This window comes from Kitasatospora sp. NPDC018058 (assembly GCF_044327205.1).
GTDB lineage: Bacteria > Actinomycetota > Actinomycetes > Streptomycetales > Streptomycetaceae > Kitasatospora.
The window spans coordinates 80,790-102,748 of record NZ_JBIRFA010000005.1 but is presented as its reverse complement, the minus strand read 5'-3'; the positions used below and the strand labels follow the sequence as shown (position 1 = coordinate 102,748).

Annotated in this window: 2 protein-coding genes; both read left to right on the top strand. The window is 75.3% G+C overall.

Annotated elements, in window-relative coordinates; all coding sequences use genetic code 11:
• The first annotated feature begins 5 nt into the window (after positions 1–5).
• On the top strand, positions 6–9,617 hold the full coding sequence (locus ACH4E7_RS08875) for an amino acid adenylation domain-containing protein (RefSeq protein ID WP_396248305.1): 9,612 nt from the start codon (positions 6–8) through the stop codon (positions 9,615–9,617).
• The gene (locus tag ACH4E7_RS08870) at positions 9,604–21,945 is read left to right on the top strand and encodes an amino acid adenylation domain-containing protein (protein ID WP_396248304.1); all 12,342 of its coding nucleotides are present in this window, start codon (positions 9,604–9,606) and stop codon (positions 21,943–21,945) included. The genes ACH4E7_RS08875 and ACH4E7_RS08870 overlap by 14 nt, the downstream gene beginning before the upstream one ends.
• Positions 21,946–21,959: the final 14 nt, after the last annotated feature.

Genomic DNA, 21,959 nt, shown 5'->3' with positions numbered 1-21,959 from the left:
TTCCGATGGGTGTGGCGCAGGAGCGTTGCCTGGACCAGCTGTTCGCCGAGCAGGCGGCCCGGACGCCGGACAGGATCGCGCTGACGTACCGTGACGAGTCGCTCAGCTACGCCGAACTGGACGCCAGGTCCGACGAGTTGGCGCGGCTGCTGGTCGCCGGAGGTGCCGGCCCCGAGCGGTTCGTCGCGCTGGTGCTGCCGAGGTCGGCCGAGATGCTGGTGGCGATCCTCGCGGTGCTCAAGTCCGGTGCGGGCTACGTGCCGATCGATCCCGAGTACCCGGCCGAGCGGATCGCCTACGTGCTGGCGGACGCCCGACCGGTGCTCACCCTGACCACCGCCGAGGTGGGCGGGGCGCTCGCCGAGGTCCGGACGGACGGCCACTGGCTCGCCCTGGACGACCCGGGCACGGCCGAGGCGGTGGCCGCGGCGGCGACGACGGCCCTGCCCGCGGCCGGGCGCAGCCCGGAGGATCCCGCGTACGTCATCTACACCTCCGGCTCCACCGGGCGGCCCAAGGGCGTGGTGATCCCGCACGGCAACGTGGTGCGGCTCTTCACCTCGACCGCGCACTGGTACGGCTTCGACGAGCACGACGTGTGGCCGCTCTTCCACTCCTTCGCCTTCGACGTCTCGGTGTGGGAGATCTGGGGCGCCCTGCTGCACGGCGGCCGACTGGTGGTGGTGCCGCAGGCGGTGACCCGCTCGCCGGCCGAATTCCTGCGGCTGCTGGCCGACGAACAGGTCACAGTGCTGAACCAGACCCCTTCGGCCTTCTACCAGCTGATGCCCGCCGACCGCGCCGAGCCGGAGCTGAGCGCCCGGCTGGCCCTGCGCTGGGTGGTCTTCGCCGGGGAGGCGCTGGACCTCGGCCGGCTGGGGGAGTGGTACGAGCGGCACGGCGACACCGCCCCGACCCTGGTCAACATGTACGGGATCACCGAAACCACCGTGCACGCCTCCTTCGTCGCGCTCGACGAGGCCGGGGCGGCCGCGGCCGTCGGAAGCGACATCGGTACGGCCATTCCGGACCTGGACTTCCGCGTGCTGGACGCCGGCCTGCGGCCGGTGGCGCCGGGCGCGGTCGGCGAGTTGTACGTGGCCGGACCGGGGCTCGCCCGCAACTACGCCAACCGGCCCGATCTGACCGCCGCGCGGTTCGTGGCCTGCCCGTTCGGGGCGCCGGGCGAGCGGATGTACCGCTCGGGCGACCTGGTGCGGCTGCGCGCCGACGGCTCCCTGGAGTACCTGCGGCGCAGCGACGACCAGGTGAAGCTGCGCGGTTTCCGGATCGAACTCGGCGAGATCGAGGCCGCGTTGAAGCGCGAGCCGTCGATCGGAGCGGCCGCGGTGCTGGTCCGGGAGGACCGTCCGGGGGACCGCCGGCTGGTCGCCTACCTGGTGCCCGCCGAGCCGGCCGCCGCACAGGCGGAGGCCGTCGTGCCGCCGCCGTCACGGCTGCGTGAGCTGCTGGCCGACCGGCTGCCCGGCTACATGATCCCCTCCGCCTTCCACGTGATGGAGCGCTTCCCGCTCACCACCAACGGCAAGCTGGACCGCCGCATGCTCCCGGCGCCGACCCGGCAGGACAGCGTGGAGGCGGAGTCCGTCGCGCCGCGCGACGCCGTCGAGGAGGCGCTGGCCGGAGTCTGGCGCGAGGTGCTGGGCCTGGCCGAGGTCGGGGTCACCGACGACTTCTTCGAGCTCGGCGGCGACTCGCTCTCCGCGGTGCGGGCGATCTCCCGGATCCGGACGGAGCTCGGCTGGGACCTGAGCGTCCGGGCGCTGCTCGAGGCCCGGACCGTCGCCGAACTGGCCGCCGGGAAGGCCGAGTCGGCCACCGAGGCGCCGATCGAGCCGGTGGACCGCGACGGCCGGCTGCCGCTCTCCTCCACCCAGCGGCGGTTCTGGTTCTTCCACGAGTTCGACCCGGACGGCGCGGCGTACAACGTGCACGTCGGTCACCGGCTGCGCGGCGCCCTGCGCGAGGACGCGCTGCGCGCGGCCCTGGCCGGGCTGATCGAGCGTCACGAGCCGCTGCGCACCGTGATCTCCACCGAGGACGGCGAGCCGTACCAGGTGGTCCTCCCGGCGCCCGGAGCGGACGTGCCGCTGACCGTGGCCGACCTCTCGGCGGTGCCCGTGCGGGAGCGCGCCGCGGAGCTGGAACGGGTGCTCGCCGAGGAGGCCGAGCGGCCCTTCGACCTGCGCACCGGCCCGGTGCTGCGGGCGCTGCTGGTCCGCCTGGCCGAGCACGACCACGTACTCGCCCTCGGCGTCCACCACCTGGCGACCGACGGCTGGTCGATGGGCCTGATCGCCGACGAGTTGAGCGCGCTCTACACCGCGGCCGGTGAGGGGCGGCCCGCCGCGCTGGAGCCGCTGCGCATCGGCTACCCCGACTACGCGGCCTGGCAGCGCGAGCGCGCCGCCGGAGCGGCGATGGCCGGGCACCTCGACTACTGGCGCGACCGGTTGGCCGGACTGACCCCGCTGGAGCTGCCGCTGGACCGGCCGCGCCCGGCCGTCCGTAGCTCGACCGGCGCGGTCCACCGCTTCGGGATCGACCACAACGTGGTGACCGGGCTGAAGGCGCTGGGCGGGGCCAACGGCACCACCCTGTTCATGACCCTGGTGGCAGCCGCCCAGGTGCTGCTGGCCCGGCTGTCCGGCCAGTCGGACATCGCGGTGGGCACGGCCGTCTCCGGCCGCGACCGGCACGAGCTGGAGCAGCTGGTCGGATCGTTCATCAACACCGTGGTGCTGCGCTCCGAGGTGGACGGACGGGCCTCCTTCCCGGAGCTGCTGGCCCAGGTGCGGGAGACCGTGCTCGGCGCCTTCGCCCACCAGGACGTCCCGTTCGAGCAGCTGGTGGACGAGCTCTGCGAGGAGCGCGACCCGACCCTCACCCCGCTGGTGCAGGCCATGGTGGTGCTGCAGAACGCCCCGGCCGGGGAGCTCGACCTCGCCGGGGTCCGCAGCGAGTGGCACGTCCTGCCGCGCCGCTCGGCGGTGCTCGACCTCACCCTGGAGTTCACCGAGCGGGACGGCGCGCTCGACGTCATGGTCGAGTACAACGCCGACCTGTTCGACGCGCGGACCATCGAGGTCATGGCCGACCGGCTGCGGGTGCTGCTCATCGAGCTCGGCACCGACCCGCACCGGCGGATCGCCGAACTCCCGCTGCTCACCGGCCCGGAGCGCGAGCAGCTACTGACCGGCTGGAACGACACCGCCGTCGACCACGACACCGCGCGGCCCGTGCACCGGCTCTTCGCCGAGCAGGCCCGGCGCGCCCCGGCCGCGATCGCCGTCGGCGCCGGGCGGCGGCAGCTCTCCTACGCCGAACTGGACGAGCGGGCCAACCGCCTGGCCCACCACCTGGTGGCGCTCGGCGTGGCCCCGGGCGTGCGGGTGGTGCTGGCGATGGAACGGGGCCCGCTGCTGCCGGTGGCGATGCTGGCCGTGCTGAAGGCGGGCGGGGCGTACGTGCCGCTGGCCCCCGACCTGCCGGCCGAGCGGGTGCGCCTGGTGGCCGAGGACACCGGGGCGCCGGTGCTGCTCACCACCTCCGCCACCGCCGGACGGCTGCCGGCCACCGGTGCGACGGTGGTCGAACTCGACCGCGCCTGGGCGGAGATCGAGCGTCGACCGGCCGTCGAACCGGAGGTCCGGGTGGCGCCGGAGGACCTGGCGTACGTCATCTACACCTCCGGCTCCACCGGGGTGCCCAAGGGCGTGACGGTCTCGCACCGCTCGCTCGCCGACCTCTGCGCCTGGCACCGCCGGGCGTACCGGATCGAGCCCGGGGACCGGGCCACCCAGCTGGCCGGGCTCGGCTTCGACGCGGCGCAGTGGGAGCTCTGGCCGTACCTGACCGCGGGGGCCCGGGTCGACCTGCCGGAGCCGGAGGTCCTGGACGACCCGGCCGCCCTGGTGGACTGGTTCGCCCGGACGGGGACGACGGTCTGCTTCCTGCCCACCCCGCTGGCCGAGGTCCTGCTGGACCAGCCGGGCCTGGCCGACACCGCCCTGCGCACCGTCCTCACCGGCGGCGACGTGCTGCACCGCCGCCCCGCTCCCGGCCTGCCGTTCCGGCTGGTCAACAACTACGGGCCGACCGAGGTCACCGTGGTCGCCACGGCCGGGGAGGTGGCCCCCGGCGACTGCGACGGCCGCCCGCCCGGCATCGGTGCGCCGGTCGACAACACCGCCGCCTATGTGCTCGACCCGTACGGGCAGCCCGTCCCGGTCGGCGTGCCCGGCGAACTCCACCTGGCGGGCGCCGGGTTGGCCCGCGGCTACCTCAACCGGCCGGGCCTGACCGCCGAGCGCTTCGTCGCCTGCCCGTTCGGCCCTCCCGGGTCGCGGATGTACCGCACCGGCGACCTGGTGCGCCGCCGCCCGGACGGGACGCTCGACTACCTCGGCCGGGTGGACACCCAGGTCAAGGTGCGCGGGTTCCGGATCGAGCTGGGTGAGATCGAGAGCCGGCTGGGCGCCCTGCCGCAGGTCGCGCAGTGCGCCGTCACACCGACCGCCGACGGCCGCCGACTGCTCGGGTACGTCACCCCCGAGCCGGGGGCCGAGCTGCGCACGGAGACGCTCACCGCCCGCCTGCGGGAGCTGCTGCCCGGCTACATGGTGCCGGACGTCCTCACCGTGCTCGACCGGATGCCGCTGACCCCGAACGGGAAGGTCGACCGGCGGGCGCTGCCCGTACCGGAGTCCGTCCCGGCATCGGAGGCGGAGCCGGCCGAGCCGGTCACCGGGACCGAGCGCACCCTGGTGGAGATCTGGGCCGAGGTGCTCGGCGTCGAGCGGATCGGCGTGCGGGACAACTTCTTCGCCCTCGGCGGCGACTCGATCCTCAGCCTGCAGGTGGTCGCCCGGGCCCGTCGGGCCGGCCTGCGGCTCACCTCCAAGGACCTGTTCCGCCGGCCGACCGTCGCCGAGTTGGCGGACGGGCTGGAGCCCCGGCAGCCGGCCCCGGCGCCGTCCGGGACCGACCGGACGACGGAGCCCGCGCCGCTGACGCCGATCCAGCACCTCTACTTCGAGCACGTCCACGCCGACGGCACGACGGCCTTCAACCAGTTCGTCACCGTCGAACTCGCCGAGGCCCCGGACGAGTCGGCGCTGCGCACCGCCCTGACGGCCCTGCTCGACCAGCACGACGCCCTGCGGATGCGCTTCGCCCGGGCCGACGGCCGCTGGTCGCAGCGGCGCGCCGCCGAGGAGGGCGCCGCCGGCATCGGCGCCGAGCTGCTGCGGGTGGTGGACCTCGCCGGGCTCCCGGACGCGGAAGCCGTGGTCGCCGCCGAGACCGAGGAGGCCCAGCACGCCCTGGACCCGGTCGAGGGCCCGCTGCTGCGCGCCGTCCTGTTCGCCGCCGAAGACGGTGCGGCCAGGTTGCTGCTGACCGTCCATCACCTAGTGGTCGACGGAGTGTCCTGGCGGATTCTGCTGGAGGACCTGGAGACGGCCTACCGGCAGGCCCTGGCCGGCGGCCCGGTCGAACTCGGCGCGCGCGGCGCTTCGGCACGGGACTGGGCGCGCCGTTTCACCGCACTGACCGCCGAAGGCCACTTCGACGGCGAGCTCGACGGCTGGCAGCGGGTCTTCGCGCACGCCGAGCACCGGCTGCCGCAGGACGCCGACGGCCCCAATCCGGTCGCCGCGACCGGGGAGGTGCGGGTCCGGCTGGACGCCGCCGCCACCGAGGCGCTGCTGCGGGACGTCCCCGAGGTCTACCGCACCGAGGTGAACGACGTCCTGCTGGCCGCCCTCGCCCCGGTGCTGGCCCGCTGGACCGGCCGGCCGCGCACGGTGATCGCCCTGGAGGGGCACGGCCGCGAGGAGCTCTTCGACGACCTGGACCTCTCCCGTACGGTCGGCTGGTTCACCTCGTACTTCCCGGTGCTGCTGGACGGCGCGGCCGCCGCGGCCGGCCCCGGCGGGCTGCTGAAGTCGGTCAAGGAGCAGCTGCGGGCGGTGCCCGGCCGCGGCCTGGGCTACGGCGCGCTGCGCCGCACCGCCCGGGCGCCGGAGCTGGCCGCCGACCCGCTGCCGCAGTTCGGCTTCAACTACCTGGGCCGCTTCGGCGGTGCCGCGCCCGGCGGGCTGTACCGGACGGTCTCCGGGATCGGCCTGTACCAGGACGGCGGGGGCACCCGGCTGCACCTGATCGACGTGGTCGGCGCGGTCCGGGACGGCCGGTTGGAGTTCAGCTGGCAGTACGGCGAGCAGGTGCACCGCCGGGAGACCGTCGAGCGGCTCGCCCACGAGTACCTCGACGCGCTCGCCGCGCTGGTCGCGCACTGCGCCGAGCCGGGGGCCGGCGGCCGTACCCCGTCCGACTACCCGCTGGCCGGGCTGGACCAGGAGACGCTGGACCGGCTGGTCGGCGACGGCCGGCGGGTCGCGGACGTCTACCCGCTCACCCCGATGCAGAGCGGCATGCTCTTCCACTCCCTGGTGGACCGGCGGCGCGGGCTGTACCTGGAGCAGAACCACTTCGAGCTGTCCGGCGTCCGGCGCCCGGAGCTGCTCGGCCAGGCCTGGCAGCGGGTGGTGGACCGCACGCCGGTGCTGCGCACCGCGCTGCGCTGGGACGGTCTGCCGGAGCCGCTGCAGGTGGTCCGGACCGAGGCCGCGCTGGAGGTGACCCGGCTGGACTGGGCGGAGCTGGACGCGGCCGGCCACCGGGCGGCGGTCGAGCGGTTCCTGCGCGAGGACCGCGAGCGCGGGCTCGACTTCGCCACCGCGCCGCTGATGCGGATCGCGGTCGCCATCCTCGACGACAGCCGGGTCCAGGTGTTCTGGACCTTCCACCACGTGCTGCTGGACGGCTGGAGTGCGGCCCGGCTGCTGGCGGAGGTGCTCGCCGAGTACACCGCCCTGGCCTCGGGGCAGGAGCGCCCGGAGGCGGGCGGGCGGGCGGCCGCCCGCGGCCGCGCCCCCGAGCGGCGCCGCCCGTTCCGGGACCACGTGGCCTGGCTGCGCGGGCTGGAGCCCGGGGCCGGGGAGGAGTACTGGCGGGGCGTGCTGGCGGGCTGGGAGTCGCCGACCCCGCTGCCGTACGACCGGCCCCCGGCGGCGGGCCGCGGCAGCGCCTCCTCGGCGGAGGTGGCGCTGGGCCTGTCGGCCGAGCTGTCCGAGCGGCTGAACGCGGTGGCGCGCGAGGCGCGGGTGACGCTGAACACGGTGCTGCAGGGCGTCTGGGCGCTGCTGCTGGCCCGCTACAGCGGTGAGTCGCGGGTCTGTTTCGGCGCCACGGTGTCGGGCCGGTCGGCGGACCTGGACGGCGTGGACGACATGATCGGCCTGTTCATCAACACCCTGCCGGTCCGGGCCGAGGTCGACCCGGGCGCCGAACTGGTCGACTGGCTGCGGCGGTTGCAGGAAGACCAGGCCCAGGCCCGGCAGTACGAGCAGGTGCCGCTGACCCGGCTGAAGCAGTGGGTGGCCCCGCACAGCGACGCCGAGCTGTTCGACAGTGTGGTGATCTTCGAGAACTACCCGGTGGACGACCGGCTGGCGGCCGACTTCGGCCTGGAGCTGGTCGGCATCAAGGCGCGCAGCGGCACCAACTTCCCGCTGAACCTGGTCGCCTACGCCGAGGGCCGGCTCTCGCTGCTGCTGCACTACGACCCCGGGTGCTTCGACGCCGCCACGGTCGAGCGGATGGCCGGACACCTGGAGGTGCTGCTCGCGGTGGTCGCCGAGGACCCGCACCGGCCGCTCGGCCGACTGCCGGTGCTCACCGGGGCGGAGCGGCACACCCTCGGGCAGGAGTGGAGCGGCACCGTCACCGCGGATGTCGTCGACCGCCGGGTGGAGCAGGTGATCGCCGAGCTGGCGGAGCGTCAGCCCGACGTCGCCGCACTGGTTTCGGGCGACACCGTGGTCAGCTACGCCGAACTCGACCGGCGGGCCAACCGGCTCGGCCACCACCTGGCGGCGCTGGGCGTCGGCCGGGGCGATGTGGTCGGGATCGCGCTGGAGCGCGGACCGGAGGCCGTGCCGGCCATCCTCGGCGTGCTCAAGGCCGGAGCCGGCTACCTGCCGCTCGACCCCGGCTTCCCGCCGGAGCGGCTGAACGGCATGCTGGCCGAGGCCCGGCCGCCGGTGCTGCTGACCCGGCGGGAGCTGGCCGACCGGTTCGCCGGGGACGGCACCGTCGTGGTCTGCCTGGACGAGGAGGCGGCGGCGATCGCCGACCGGCCGTCCACCGCGCCGGAGACCGGCGCGGGCCCGCGCGACCTCGCCTACCTGATGTTCACCTCGGGCTCCACCGGCCGCCCCAAGGGTGTGATGATCGAGCACCGCTCGCTGTACAACATCGTGCTCATGGCCGGCCGGGCCTACGGGCTGGGCCCGGGCAGCCGGGTGCTGCAGTTCTACACGCTCAGCTTCGACGGAGGCGTCTGGGACGTCTTCAAGACCCTGGTGGCGGGCGCCACCCTGGTGCTGGCCCGGCCCGACGCGGTGCAGAGCCCGGAGCTGCTGCAGCGGCAGCTGCGCGAGGACCGGATCGAGGCCCTGACCGTGCCGCCGGCCCTGCTGCCCGCGCTGGACCCGGGCGCGCTGCCGGACCTGGCCGTGCTCGGCGTGGCCGGCGACGTGCTGCCGCCGGAGCTGGCCGAGGAGTGGTCGCACGGCCGGCGCCTGTTCAACATCTACGGCCCGACCGAGACCGCGATGGCGGTCTCCATGTTCCCGGTCGAGCCGGGCGCCGGGCACCGTACCGTCCCGCTCGGCAGGTCCGCGCCGAACATCCGGGTGCACGTCCTGGACCCGGCCCTCGCGCTGGTGCCGGTGGGCGTCACCGGTGAGCTGTACATCGGCGGGGTCGGGCTGGCCCGGGGCTACTTCGACCAGCCCGGGCTCACCGCCGGCCGGTTCGTCGCCGACCCGTTCGGCCCGCCCGGCTCCCGGCTGTACCGCACCGGCGACCTGGTGCGCTGGAACGCCGACGGGCGGCTGGAGTTCGCCGGTCGGGCGGACCAGCAGGTGAAGATCCGCGGCTTCCGGGTCGAGCCGGCCGAGGTGGAGAACGCGCTGCTCGGCCTGGACGGGGTCGGCGAGGCGGTCGTGGTCGCCCGCGAGGAGGAGTCCGGGCACAAACGCCTGGTCGCCTACCTGGTGCCCGCGCCCGACGGTCCGGCGCTCGACTCCGCCGCGGTGCGTCGGGCGGCCGCCGCCGTCCTGCCGGGCCACCTGGTGCCCTCGGCCTTCGTGGTCCTGGCGGCCCTGCCGCTGAACCCCACCGGCAAGGTCGACCGCAAGGCGCTGCCCGCGCCGACCCGCCGGGACACCGTGGCGGCCGGCTACCTGGCGCCCCGGACGCCGACCGAGGAGGCATTGGCCCGGATCTGGGCCGAGGTGCTCGACACCGAGCGGATCGGGGCCGAGGACAACTTCTTCGACCTCGGCGGGGACTCGATCACGAGCCTGCGGCTGATGTCGCGGATGGCGGGGACGTTCGGTGTCGAACTCTCGCCGGCGGACTTCTTCGACCGGCCGACGGTGGCCGCCCTCGCGGAAGTCCTGGAGGAAAAGATCCTGAGCAGTCTGGAAGCAGCGGTAGGGGGCGGTACGCATGGCAGGGCATGACGGGAAGGACACCGTGGACGACGCCGCTTCGAGGGAAGCCCGGATCGCCGCGCTGCCGGCCCACCTTCAGGAGCTGCTGCGCAGCCGGCTGATGGGGCAGGCGCTGGACGACTGGGAGCAGGACCGGATCACCCGGGTCTCCCGGGAGGGCGGCTCCCCGATCTCCTCGGCCCAGCAGCGGCTCTGGTACCTGCACGAGGTCGACCCGGAGAGCATCGAGTACAACACCCTGCGGGCGGTCCGGCTGAGCGGCGCGCTCGACCTGGCGGCGCTGCGGGCCGCGCTGGACCTGCTGGTGGCCCGGCACGAGTCGCTGCGCACGGTCTTCGACGCGGTGGACGGGGTCGGCCTGCAGCACGTCCGGCCGGCCGGGGCGGTGCCGCTTCCGGTCGTCGACCTGTCCCGACTGCCGGACTCCGAGCGGGAGTCCGCCGTCCGCGCCGCGCTGCTGGCGGAGGCCGGGCGGCCCTTCGACCTGCGGACCGGGCCGGTGTTCCGGGCCGGACTGCTGCGGCTGGCCGAGCGAGAGCACGTCCTGGTGCTGGGCATGCACCACATCGTCACCGACGGCTGGTCGCTCGGCGTCCTGGTCGCAGACCTGGCCGCGCTGTACTCCGCCGAGACCGCCGGCCGGGCCGCCGAACTGCCCGAACTGGCCGTGCAGTACGCCGACTTCGCCGCCTGGCAGCGGGACCGGGTGGCCGGTGAGGCGCTGCGCGGCCAGCTGGACCACTGGCGGGAGCAGCTGGCCGGCCTCGCCCCGCTCGACCTGCCGACCGACCTTCCCCGGCCGCCGGTGCGCAGCGGCGCCGGCGGGCTGCACGAGTTCCGGGTGCCCGCCGAACTGACCGCTCAGCTGCGCGAGTTGGCGCGCGACGGCGGTGCCACCCTGTTCATGACCCTGGTCGCCGGGGTGCAGCTGCTGCTGTCCCGCCGGGCGGGCCGGAGCGACGTCGCGGTGGCGACCGCGGTCTCCGGCCGGGGCCGGACCGAGACCGAGCAGCTGGTCGGCTTCTTCGTCAACAACCTGGTGCTGCGCAGCCGGATCGACGAGTCCCGGTCGTTCGCCGAGCTGCTGGACTCGGTCCGGTCCACCGTGCTGGCGGCCCTCACCAACCAGGAGATCCCGTTCCAGCAGGTGGTCGAGGCGCTCCGGCCGGAGCGCGACTCCAGCCGGCCGGCGCTGGCCGAGGTGGCGGTCAACCTGCACAACACCCCCGAAACCGTCGCGGCTCCGGCCGGCCTGCGGATCGAGGACGTCCCGCCGCCGGTGGTCACCAGCAGCATGGACCTCTCCTTCGACTTCTTCGAGCGGGAGGGAGAGCTGACCGGCTACCTCGGGTACAGCACCAACCTGTTCACGCCGCGGACCGTGGCGCGGCTGGCCGACCACCTGGTGGGCCTGCTCGGACAGATCGCCCGGGCGCCCGGCGAACCGGTCGCCGACCTGTCGATGCTCGGCCCGGACGAGTGGCACCGGCTGGTCGAGGAGTGGAGCGGCGCGGGGGAGGGGCAGGAGCCCCGGACCGTACCGGAGCTCTTCGCGGCGCAGCTCGCCCGCGACCCGTCCGCGCCCGCCCTGGTCTCCGCCGAGGAGACCCTCGACTACGCCGAACTCGACCGACGGGCCAACCGCTTGGCGCACCTGCTGATCGCCCGGGGCGCCGGACCGGAGCGGCTGGTCGCGATCGGTCTGCCGAAGTCGGTGGCGGCGGTGGTCGCGGTGCTGGCCGTGCTGAAGAGCGGTGCCGCGTACCTGCCGCTGGACCTCGACCACCCGCAGGAGCGGCTCCGGCTGGTGCTCGACGACGCCGCGCCCGTCCTGCTGGTGACCGGGACGGCCACCGCCGAGCGGCTCTCCTGCGCGGCGGAGTCGATCGCCCTGGACGCGCCGCGGACCGTCGCCGAGCTCGCCGCGCTCCCGGACACCGCGCCCGAGCCGACCGAGACCCTGCTCCCGGCGCACCCCGCCTACGTCATCTACACCTCGGGCTCGACCGGCCGCCCCAAGGGCGTGGTCGTCACCCACGCCGGCATCCACGGCCTGGTGGCCGGCCAGTCCGCCCACTTCGGCACCGGACCGGACACCCGGGTGCTGCAGTTCGCCTCGCTCTCCTTCGACGCGGCCTTCTCCGAGATCGGCATGGCCCTGCTCTCCGGCGGCACCCTGGTGGTCGCCGGCAAGGACGAGCTGGTGCCCGGCGAGCCGCTGGCCGCGCTGCTCACCCGGCACCGGGTCACCCACGTCACCCTGCCGCCGAGTGCCCTGACCGCGCTCCCGGCGGAGCGGGTACCCGCCGGTCTCACCCTGGTCGTGGCCGGCGAGGCCTGCCCGCCCGCGCTGGCCGGGGCCTGGTCGGCCGACCGCCGGATGATCAACGCGTACGGGCCGACCGAGTCGACGGTCTGCGCGACGATGAGCGCACCGCTCGACCCGGCCGCCCTCGGCGACGGCCCGGTCCCCATCGGCCGCCCGCTGCCCGGAGTCCGGGTGCGGGTGCTGGACGGCCGGCTCCGCCCGGTGCCGGCCGGTGTCCCGGGCGAGGTCTACCTCTCCGGCCAGGCCCTGGCCCGCGGCTACCTGGGCCGGTACGACCTGACCGCCGAGCGCTTCGTCGCCGACCCGTACGGCGCGCCGGGCGCCCGGATGTACCGCACCGGCGACCGCGCCCGGTGGCTGGCGGACGGCACCCTGGACTACCTCGGCCGGGCCGACGACCAGGTCAAGCTGAGGGGCTTCCGGATCGAGCCCGGCGAGATCGAGTCCGTGCTCGCCCGGCACCCCGCCGTGACCTCCGCCGCCGTGGCCGTCAAGCAGGACGGGCGCGGCACCCGCCGACTGGTCGCCTACCTGGTGGTCGAGGCCGACGGCCCGGACGCGGGCCAGCTGCGGGCCCACGCCCGCGAACAGCTGCCCGAGTACATGGTTCCGGCGGCGTTCGTGCTGCTGGACCGGCTGCCGCTGAACGCCAACGGCAAGGTCGACCGGCGCGCCCTGCCCGACCCGGACCTGCGCCGCGACCCGGCCGCCTCCCGGATCGCGCCCCGCAACCCGGTCGAGGAAACCCTCGCGCGGATCTGGCAGGAGCTGCTCGGCGTCGAGGAGATCGGCGTCGAGGACAACTTCTTCGACCTCGGCGGCGACTCCATCCTCAGCCTCCAGGTGGTCGCCCGGGCCCGCGAGGCGGGCCTGTCGATCACCGCCCGGCAGACCTTCCTGCGGCAGACCGTCGCCGAACTCGCCGCCGAAGCCGCGGAGGCCGCGGAGGCCGCGCGGGCGGCAGGGTCCGGCGCCGCGGCCGAGCGGGGCCCGGCGACCGGCGAGGTGCCGCTGACCCCGATCCACCACTGGTTCTTCGAGCGGCTCACCGACAGCCTCGACCGGTTCAACCAGGCGGTGTGCCTCGAACTGTCCGCCGAGGGCGCCGACGAGGCCGCGCTGCGAGCCGCGCTCGACGCGCTGGTCGGGCACCACGATGCGCTCCGGCTGCGCGCCGAGCGCACCGACGGGCGGTGGCGGCTGCACCACCCTGCCGACGGCGCCGCCGACTTCGAGCGGATCGACCTCGCCGGCCTCGACCCGGAGCGCCGGGAGGCCGCCGTCCGGGAGCTGGTGGAACGGGCCCAGACCGGCTTCCCCCTGTCGGACGGACCGCTGCTGCGCGCCCGGCTGCTCCCGGCCGGCGAGGACGGCGACCAGCGGCCGCGACTCCTGTTGGTCGCCCACCACCTGGTGGTGGACGCGCTGTCCTGGCAGATCCTGCTCGCCGATCTGGAGACCGGCTACCGGCAGACCCGGCGGGGCGAGCCGATCGTCCTGCCGCCCCGGAGCACCTCCTTCCAGGAGTGGGCCGTCCGGCTCGGCGAGCACACCCGATCCGGCGGCTTCGCCGACCAACTGGCCTACTGGGACGGGGTGGAGGCGGCCGCGGCGGCCGCCGCCCCGCTGCCCGTGGACCACGCCGGGGTGAACACCGCGGGCTCAGCCCGCACCGTCTCGGTCCGGCTGGACGCCGACCGCACCGACGCGCTGCTGCGCAAGGTGCCGGGCGTCTACCGGACCCAGGTCAACGACGTGTTGCTCAGCGCGCTCTGGCGGGCGGTCTCCGGCTGGACCGGGGACGGCACCGTGGCGGTCGCGCTGGAGGGCCACGGCCGCGAGGACCTGTTCGCCGACGTCGACCTCTCCCGCACGGTCGGCTGGTTCACCACCCTGTTCCCGGTCGTGCTGGCCGCCCCTGTCGGCGCCGGCTGGGGCGAGGTGCTCAAGACCGTCAAGGAGCGGCTGCGGGCCGTGCCGTCCAACGGCCTCGGCTACGGCGCGCTGCGCCGGCTGGGCGGGACGGAGGGCGGCGGGGCGGCCGCCGAGCCCGCGATCAGCTTCAACTACCTGGGCCGGCTGGACGCGGGGGCGGCGCAGTCCGAGCTGTTCCTCGGCCGGCTGCCGGTCGAGGGGCACGAGCGTGGCGCCGGCCAGGCCCGGCACCAGCTGCTGGAGGTCAACGGCTGGGTCGCGGACGGGCAGTTGGAGTTCCACTGGGTGTACTCCGGCGAGCTGCACGAGGAGTCCACGGTGCGGCGGGTGGCCGAGGCCTTCCTGACCGCGCTGGGGGAGATCGTCGAGCACTGCGCCACCCCGGGCGCGGGCGGATGCACCCCCTCGGACTTCCCGCTCGCCGCGCTCGACCAGGCGACCGTGGACCGGCTGGTCGGCGACGGCCGCTCGGTCGAGGACGTCTACCCGCTCACCGCGACCCAGAGCGGCATGCTCTTCCACGCCCTCGCCGAGGCCGGCCGGGACATGTACACCGGGCACTTCGGGGTCCGGCTGGACGGGGTCGAGGACGTGGCCGCGCTGGCCGAGGCCTGGCAGCGGGCGGTGGACCGCACCCCGGTGCTGCGCACCGCCGTGGTCTGGCAGGACGTCCCCGAGCCGCTGCAGGTGGTGCACACGGGCGTCCGGGTGCCGTTCGAGCACCTCGACCTGCGCGCGCTGCCCGAGCCGGAGCGGGAGGCCGAGCTGGACCGGCTCTGGGCCGAGCGGACCGGGCAGAGCCTCGACCTCGCCACCGCCCCGCTGATCCGGGTGGGCATCGCCCGGCTCGCCGACGACGCGGTGGCGGTGTTCTGGTCGACCCACCACATGATGCTGGACGGCTGGAGCTTCGCCGGAGTGCTGTCCGACGTCTTCCGGGAGTACGCGCTGCTCACCGGCGGGCCGGTCGGTCCCGCCACCGCGCGCCGCCCGTACCGCGACTACGTGCAGTGGCTGGCCGGGCAGGACGACGCCGAGGCCGAGCGGTACTGGCGCGGCGTGCTGGACGGTCTCTCCGTGCCCACCCCGCTGCCCTTCGACCGGCAGCCCGTGCGGGCGCACGGCACCCGGTCCTCCCGCGAGGAGCGGGTGGGCCTCGGCCCGGAGCGCTCCGGCCGGCTGTACGAGGCGGCCCGGGCCGCCCGGCTGACCGTGAACACCCTGGTCCAGGGCGCCTGGGCGATGCTGCTCGCGCGTTACAGCGGCGAGCCCGAGGTGTGCTTCGGCGCCACCGTCTCCGGCCGCCCGGCGACCCTGCCCGGTGCGGAGCACATGGTCGGCCTGTTCATCAACACCGTGCCGGTCCGGGTCGCGGTCGACACCGCCGCCGAGGCCGGCGAGTGGCTGCGGGGCCTCCAGGCGGCCCAGGTGGAGGCGCGCCAGTACGAGCACGTGGACCTGACCCGGATCCAGCGCTGGAGCGGCGGCCCGAGCGGCCTCTTCGACAGCATCGTGGTCTTCGAGAACTACCCGTACGACGAGGCGGAGGCAGCCCGGTCGGGCCTGCGGGTCGGCGAGTACCGGGGTGACGAGCACACCAACTACGCGCTCACCCTCACCGCCCACGCGGGCGAGGAGCTGCGGCTGGCGATCGGCTACGACCCGGCGCTCTTCGACCCGGAGACCGTCACCCGGATGACCGGGCACCTCACCACCCTGCTGGACGCGCTCGCCGCAGCGCCGCACACCCCGGTGGGCGAGCTGCCCGTGCTCACCGAGGCCGAGCGGCACCGGCTGCTGGTGGAGTGGAACGACACCGCGACCCGCCTGCCGCGCCCGCGCACCGTGCCCGAGCTGTTCGCCGAGCAGGCCGCCCGCACCCCGGACGGGATCGTGGTGGCGGACGGTGAAGAGGAGCTGACGTACCGGCAACTCGACGAGCGGGCCAACCGCTTGGCGCACCACCTGAAGGGCCTCGGGGTGGCGCCCGGGGCGCTGGTGGGCGTCTGCGTCGCCCGCGGCGTGAACGCGGTGGTCGCCCTGCTCGCGGTGCAGCGGGCCGGCGGCGCGTTCGTCCCGCTGGACCCGGAGTACCCGGCGCAGCGGCTGCGGCAGATGCTGTCGGACGCCGACGCCCCGGTGGTGGTCACCGAGGAGCGGCTGCTCGACCGGGTCGCCGGACACCGGGCGCGGACCGTTTGCCTGGACCGCGACCGGCGGCTGCTGGCGGCCCTGCCGGCGACCGCGCCGGAGGGCGGTGCGACCCCGGGCGACCTCGCCTACGTGATCTACACCTCCGGCACCACCGGCCGGCCCAAGGGCGTCATGGTCGAGCACCGGCACGTCTACCACATGGTCAACGGCTGGGACGCCCGCTACGGCCTCACCGCGCTGCGGCCCCGGGTGCTCTCGGTCTCCAGCCTCTCGGTGGACCTCTTCTTCTCCGACTTCCTGCTGGCCGCCCTGTTCGGCGGCACCATGACGATCTGCCCGGCGAAGTCGGTGAGCGACCCGGTCGCCCTGGCCGACCTGCTGCTGGCCGACCGGTCCGAGCTGATGATCACGGTGCCGACCCTGGCCCGCGCCGTGGTCGCCGAACTCGGCTGGCGCGGCGTCAAGCCGGAGTCGCTGAAGGTGCTGATGGTCGGTTCCGAGGGCTGGCCCGCCGACGCGGCCGCCGAGGTGCTCGCCGGGCTCGCCCCCGGCACCGTGCTGGTCAACGCCTACGGCTCCACCGAGACCACGGTCGACTCCACGGTGTTCCAGCTCGGCGGCGACCCGCTGGGCGACGCGGCCTTCGTGCCGATCGGCCGTCCGCTCGCCAACACCCGGATCTACGTGCTGGACCGCGACCTGCGGCCGGTGCCGACCGGGGTGGTGGGCGAATGCTGGATCGCCGGCGACGGCGTCTCGCGGGGCTACCTGGGCCGCCCCGAGCTGACCGCCGAGCGCTTCCGGTCCGACCCCTTCGTCACGACGGAGGGCGCCCGGATGTACCGCACCGGCGACCTCGCCCGCTGGCGGGCCGACGGCAACCTGGAGTGCCTCGGCCGGGCCGACGACCAGGTGAAGATCCGCGGTTTCCGGGTGGAGCTCGGCGAGGTCGAGGCCGCCCTGGCCCGCCACCCCGCCGTGCACTCGGCCGCCGCGGCCGTCCGCAAGGACGGGACCGGCCCGAGCCGGCTGGTCGGGTACGTGGTCGCGTCCGGCCCGGTACCCGAGCCCGCCGACCTCCGGTCCTTCCTGGCCGAGAGCCTGCCGGCCGCGGCCGTGCCCACCGCCTACGTGGTGCTGGACGCCCTGCCGATGACGCCCAGCGGCACGGTCGACCGGAGGGCGCTGCCCGCCCCGGCCGCTCCGGACACCGCCGACCTCCCGTACACCGCCCCGCGCACCGGCACCGAGGAGCTGCTGGCCGGGATCTGGGCCGAGGTGCTCGATGTCGCCCGGGTCGGTGTCGAGGACGGCTTCTTCGACCTCGGCGGGGACTCGATCCTGAGCATCCGGGTGATCTCCCGTATCCGTGCCGCCCTCGGGCTCGCGGTCTCACCCCGGCAGCTGTTCGACACGCCCACCGTGGCCGGGCTGGCCGCCTGGCTCGACGGGCAGGGTGTCGCCGAGACGGCCGGCCCGGTGCCGGTCGACCGGAGCGGCCCGCTCCCGCTCTCCTCCGCCCAGCAGCGCCTCTGGTTCCTGCACGACTTCGCGCCCGAGGGCACCGAGTACAACACCGTGCTCGGGCTGCGGCTGGACGGGCCGCTGGACGTCGACGCGCTGCGCACGGCGCTCGCCGCCCTGGTCGCCCGGCACGAGCCGCTGCGCACCGTCTACCACACCGTGGACGGCCGCGGCGTCCAGCTGGTCCGGCCCGCCGAACAGCCCGAACTGCTGCTGTTCGAGCCGGACCGGGCGGCCGCGGGCGACGCCGGGGACGCGGCGCAGGAGTGGCTCCGCGGGCGGATCGGGCAGCCCTTCGACCTGCGCAACGGCCCGGTGCTGCGGGCCGCGCTGGCCCGGACCGGCCCGGACCGGCACCTGCTCGCGCTGGTCATCCACCACATCGCCACCGACGGCTGGTCGATGGACCTGCTGGCCCGCGACCTCGGCGCCTGCTACACGGCCGCGCTGGAGGGAACCGCGGCCGTCCTCCCGCCGCTGCCGGTGCAGTACGCCGACTACGCCGCCTGGCAGCGCGAGCGGCTGGACACCCCGGAACAGCACCGCCACCTGGAGTACTGGCGGGAGCGGCTGGCCGGGCTCGCCCCGCTGGATCTGCCCACCGACCGGCCGCGCCCGGCGGTCCGGGAGACGGCGGGGGCGATGCTCGCCGTCGACCTGCCCGAGTCGCTGGCGGACCGGCTCCGGGCGCTGGCCCGGCAGCAGGACGCCACCCTGTTCATGGCCCTGGTCGCCGCCGTCCAGGTGGTGCTGTCCCGGGCGTCGGGGCAGTCGGATCTCGCCGTCGGCACCCCGACCTCCGGCCGGGGCCGGCCCGAACTGGAGGACATGGTCGGCTTCTTCGTCAACACGGTGGTGCTGCGCACCGCCGTCGACGAGTCGCTGACCTTCCCGGAGCTGCTCGGCCGGGTGCGGGAGACCGTCCTGGAGGCCTTCGTCCACGAGGAGACGCCGTTCGACCAGCTGGTCGAGGCGCTCCGACCGGACCGCGACCCCAGCCGCAACGCCCTGGTCGAGGTCATGGTCGGCCTGGAGACCGACCGCTCCGGCGAGATCCGGCTGCTCGGCCTCCGGGGCGAGCCGACCCCGCTGGTCAGCTCCGAGATCAGCCACGACCTGAGCTTCAACTTCTATGAGGAACAAGGGCGCTTGAAGGCGGTGATCGGCTACAGCACCGCCCTGTTCGACCCCGGTACCGTCGCGGCGCTGGCCGAGCAACTGCGGGTCCTGCTGGCCGGTGCGGTCACCGGCCACCGCCGCCTGGCGGACCTCCCGCTGCCGGGGGCGGCGGAGTCCCTCGTCGGGCCCGAACTGCCGGGCCCGACCGAAGGTTTCGTCGAGAGCTTCGAACGGCAGGCCGCCGACACCCCCGAGCTGACCGCGCTGGTCGGCCCGGACGGCACGCTGACCTTCGCCGAGGCCAACGCCCGGGCGAACCGGCTGGCGCACCGGCTGATCGCCCGGGGCATCGGCCCCGAGCAGCTGGTCGCCGTGGCCGGGGTCCGGACGGTGAGCACCGTGGTCGCGGTCCTCGCAGTGCTGAAGGCCGGCGCCGGGTACCTCCCGGTCGACCCCGAAATGCCCGCCGAGCGCGTCGCGTTCATGCTCGACGACGCCAGGCCGGTCCTGGTCATAGGCGAACTGCCGGGCGGGCCGCACGGCGTGCCGGTACTCGAGGACCCGCACCCGACGGCCGAGCCGGCCGGGAACCCGACCGACGCCGACCGTACCGAGCCGCTGCGCCCCGAGCACCCGGCCTACGTCATCTTCACCTCCGGCTCCACCGGCCGGCCGAAGGGCGTCCTGATCGAGCATGCCCAGTTCGCCAACTTCTGCCGCGCCATGGACGAGCGGATCGGCGGTGGCCCCGGTGACACCTGGCTGGCCGTCACCAGCCTCTCCTTCGACATCTCCACCCTCGAACTGCTGTGGACCCTCACCCGGGGCTACCGCGTCGTGGTCGCGGCCGGCACCACCGCCGACTGGGCCGCCCACCGCCGCCTGGACCCCACCCACCTGCAGTGCACGCCGTCCTACGCCCGGATGCTGCTCGCCGACGCCGAGGGCCGCGCCCTCATCGGCGGGCTGCGCCGGATGCTGGTCGGCGGCGAGGCCCTCGACCGTGGCCTGGCCCGCAAGCTGGCCGCGCTCTGCCCGGGCGAGGTCGTCAACATGTACGGCCCGACCGAGACGACCGTCTGGTCCGCGACCTGGACGCTGGAGGCCGGCGCGCTGGAGCGGGGCGAGGTCTCGCTCGGCACGCCCGTTCTCAACACCGTCCTCCACGTGCTGGACCGGTACGGCCGCCGGGTTCCGCGCGGCACCCGGGGCGAGCTGTGGATCGGCGGCCTCGGCGTCGCCCGCGGCTACCACGAGCGCCCCGAGCTGACCGCCGAGCGCTTCACGGAGGACCCGTACGCCACCGAACCAGGCGCCCGGATGTACCGCACGGGCGACCTGGTGCGCTATCGCGCGGACGGCAGCCTGGAGTTCTGCGGCCGCATCGACGCGCAGGTCAAGCTGCGCGGCCACCGGATCGAACTCGGCGAGGTCGAGGCCCTGCTGCGGGGCCACCCGACGGTGGCCGACGCCGCCGCGGCGGTACGGCCCGGCCCGGCCGGGTCGCCGCAGCTGGTGGCCTACGTGACTCCGGCGGCCGCCGATGCGCCCGATCCCGCGGAGCTGCGCGCGTTCGCCCGTCAGGCGCTGCCGCCCTACATGGTCCCCGCGGCCGTCGTGGTACTGGACGCGCTTCCGCTCACCCCCAGCGGCAAGGTGGACCGGCGGGCCCTGCCCGCACCCGGGCCGGTCGAGGGTGCGGAGGGCGCGTACACGGCGCCGCGCACCGAGACCGAGCGGCTTCTCGCGGAACTCTGGGCGGACGTCCTCGGCCTCGAACGGGTCGGCGTGACCGACGACTTCTTCGAGTCGGGCGGCGACTCCATCCTGAGCATCCAGCTGATCCACCGAATCCGGCGGGCCGGCCTGCGGGTGGTCTCCCGGGACCTCTTCCTGCACCCGACCGTCGCCCGGCTGGCCGAGGTGGTCACCCCCGAGACGGCCGCCGAGCCGGATCAGGACGAGCCGGCGGCCGGGGAGGTGCCGCTGACCCCGATCCAGGCCGCCTTCCTGGGCGCCGACCCGGTGGCTCCGCACCACTTCACCCAGTCGGTGCTGATCGAGCTGGTCGACGACGTGGACGAGCCGGCCCTGCGCGCCGCCCTGGCCGAACTGCCCGCCCGGCACGACGCGTTGCGCCTGCGTTACCGGCACACCGGCGAGGGCTGGCGGCAGTACGCGGTCGCCGCCGGCGCGGTCGACCTGCTGCGGCGGCACGACCTGTCGGAGCACCCCGAGCCGGAGCAGGCCGCGGAGATGGACCGGCTGGCCGCCGACGCGGACGCCGCCCTGGACCTGCAGGAGGGACCGCTGCTGCGCGCCCTGTTGTTCGACCTGGGGACGGGCCGGCGGCCCCGGCTCTTCCTCACCGCGCACCACCTGGTGGTCGACGCGGTCTCCTGGCGCATCCTCCTGGACGACCTGCAGACCGCCTACCGGGCCCGGCGCAGCGGCGAGCCGGCCGCGCCCCCGCTCCGCAGCGCTTCCTTCCGCCGCTGGGCCGAGCAGTTGCGACGGCACACCCGGGAGGGCGGCTTCGACCGGGAGGCGCCGTACTGGGAGGCCGTCGGGCCCGCGGCCGAGCTGCCCAGGGACGGCGACGGGCCGAACCTGGCCGGCTCGGTGGACATCGTGACGGGGGGCCTGGAGCCGGAGGAGACCGCGCAGTTCCTGCGCGCGGTCGGGCGGCTGCGCACCTCCGCCCGCGACCTGCTGCTCGGCGCGCTGGCCCGCACCCTCGGCGGCTGGACCGGCGAGCGGAAGGTGCTGATCGACCTCGAGGGGCACGGTCGTGAGGAGATCTTCGACGACCTCGAACTCTCCCGCACCGTCGGCTGGTTCACCACGCTCCACCCGGTCGCCCTGGAGCTGCCCGAGCCGGACGCCGACTGGCCGTCGCTCGCCCGGTCGGTCCGGCGCCAGCTGCGCGCGGTGCCCGGCAACGGCCTGGGCCACGGCGCACTGCGGTACCTGAAGGAGCCGGCCGGCCCGGCCGCCGCCACCGCGCAGGTGGTGTTCAACTACCACGGCCAGGCGGACCCGGTGGGCGGGGAAGGCGTGCTCTACCACGCCTTCCACCCCTCCATCGGCCGGGACCGCAGCCCCGAGGCCGAGGTCGGCCACCTGCTGGAGGTGGTCGGGGCGGTGAGCGGGGGCGGCCTGCGGCTCAGCTGGTACTACTCCCGGAACGTGCACCATCGGGCCACGGTCGAGCGGCTGGCCGAGGGCCTGCTGGCCGAGCTGCGGTCGGCGGCCCGGCACGCGGCGGGGCGGTGAGCATGAACAGTGAG

Bases quoted from the DNA above. Each gene is read 5' to 3' on its own strand.
- ACH4E7_RS08875 (WP_396248305.1), top strand. From the start codon at position 6: ATGGGTGTGGCGCAGGAGCGTTGCCTGGACCAGCTGTTCGCCGAGCAG.
- ACH4E7_RS08870 (WP_396248304.1), top strand. From the start codon at position 9,604: ATGGCAGGGCATGACGGGAAGGACACCGTGGACGACGCCGCTTCGAGG.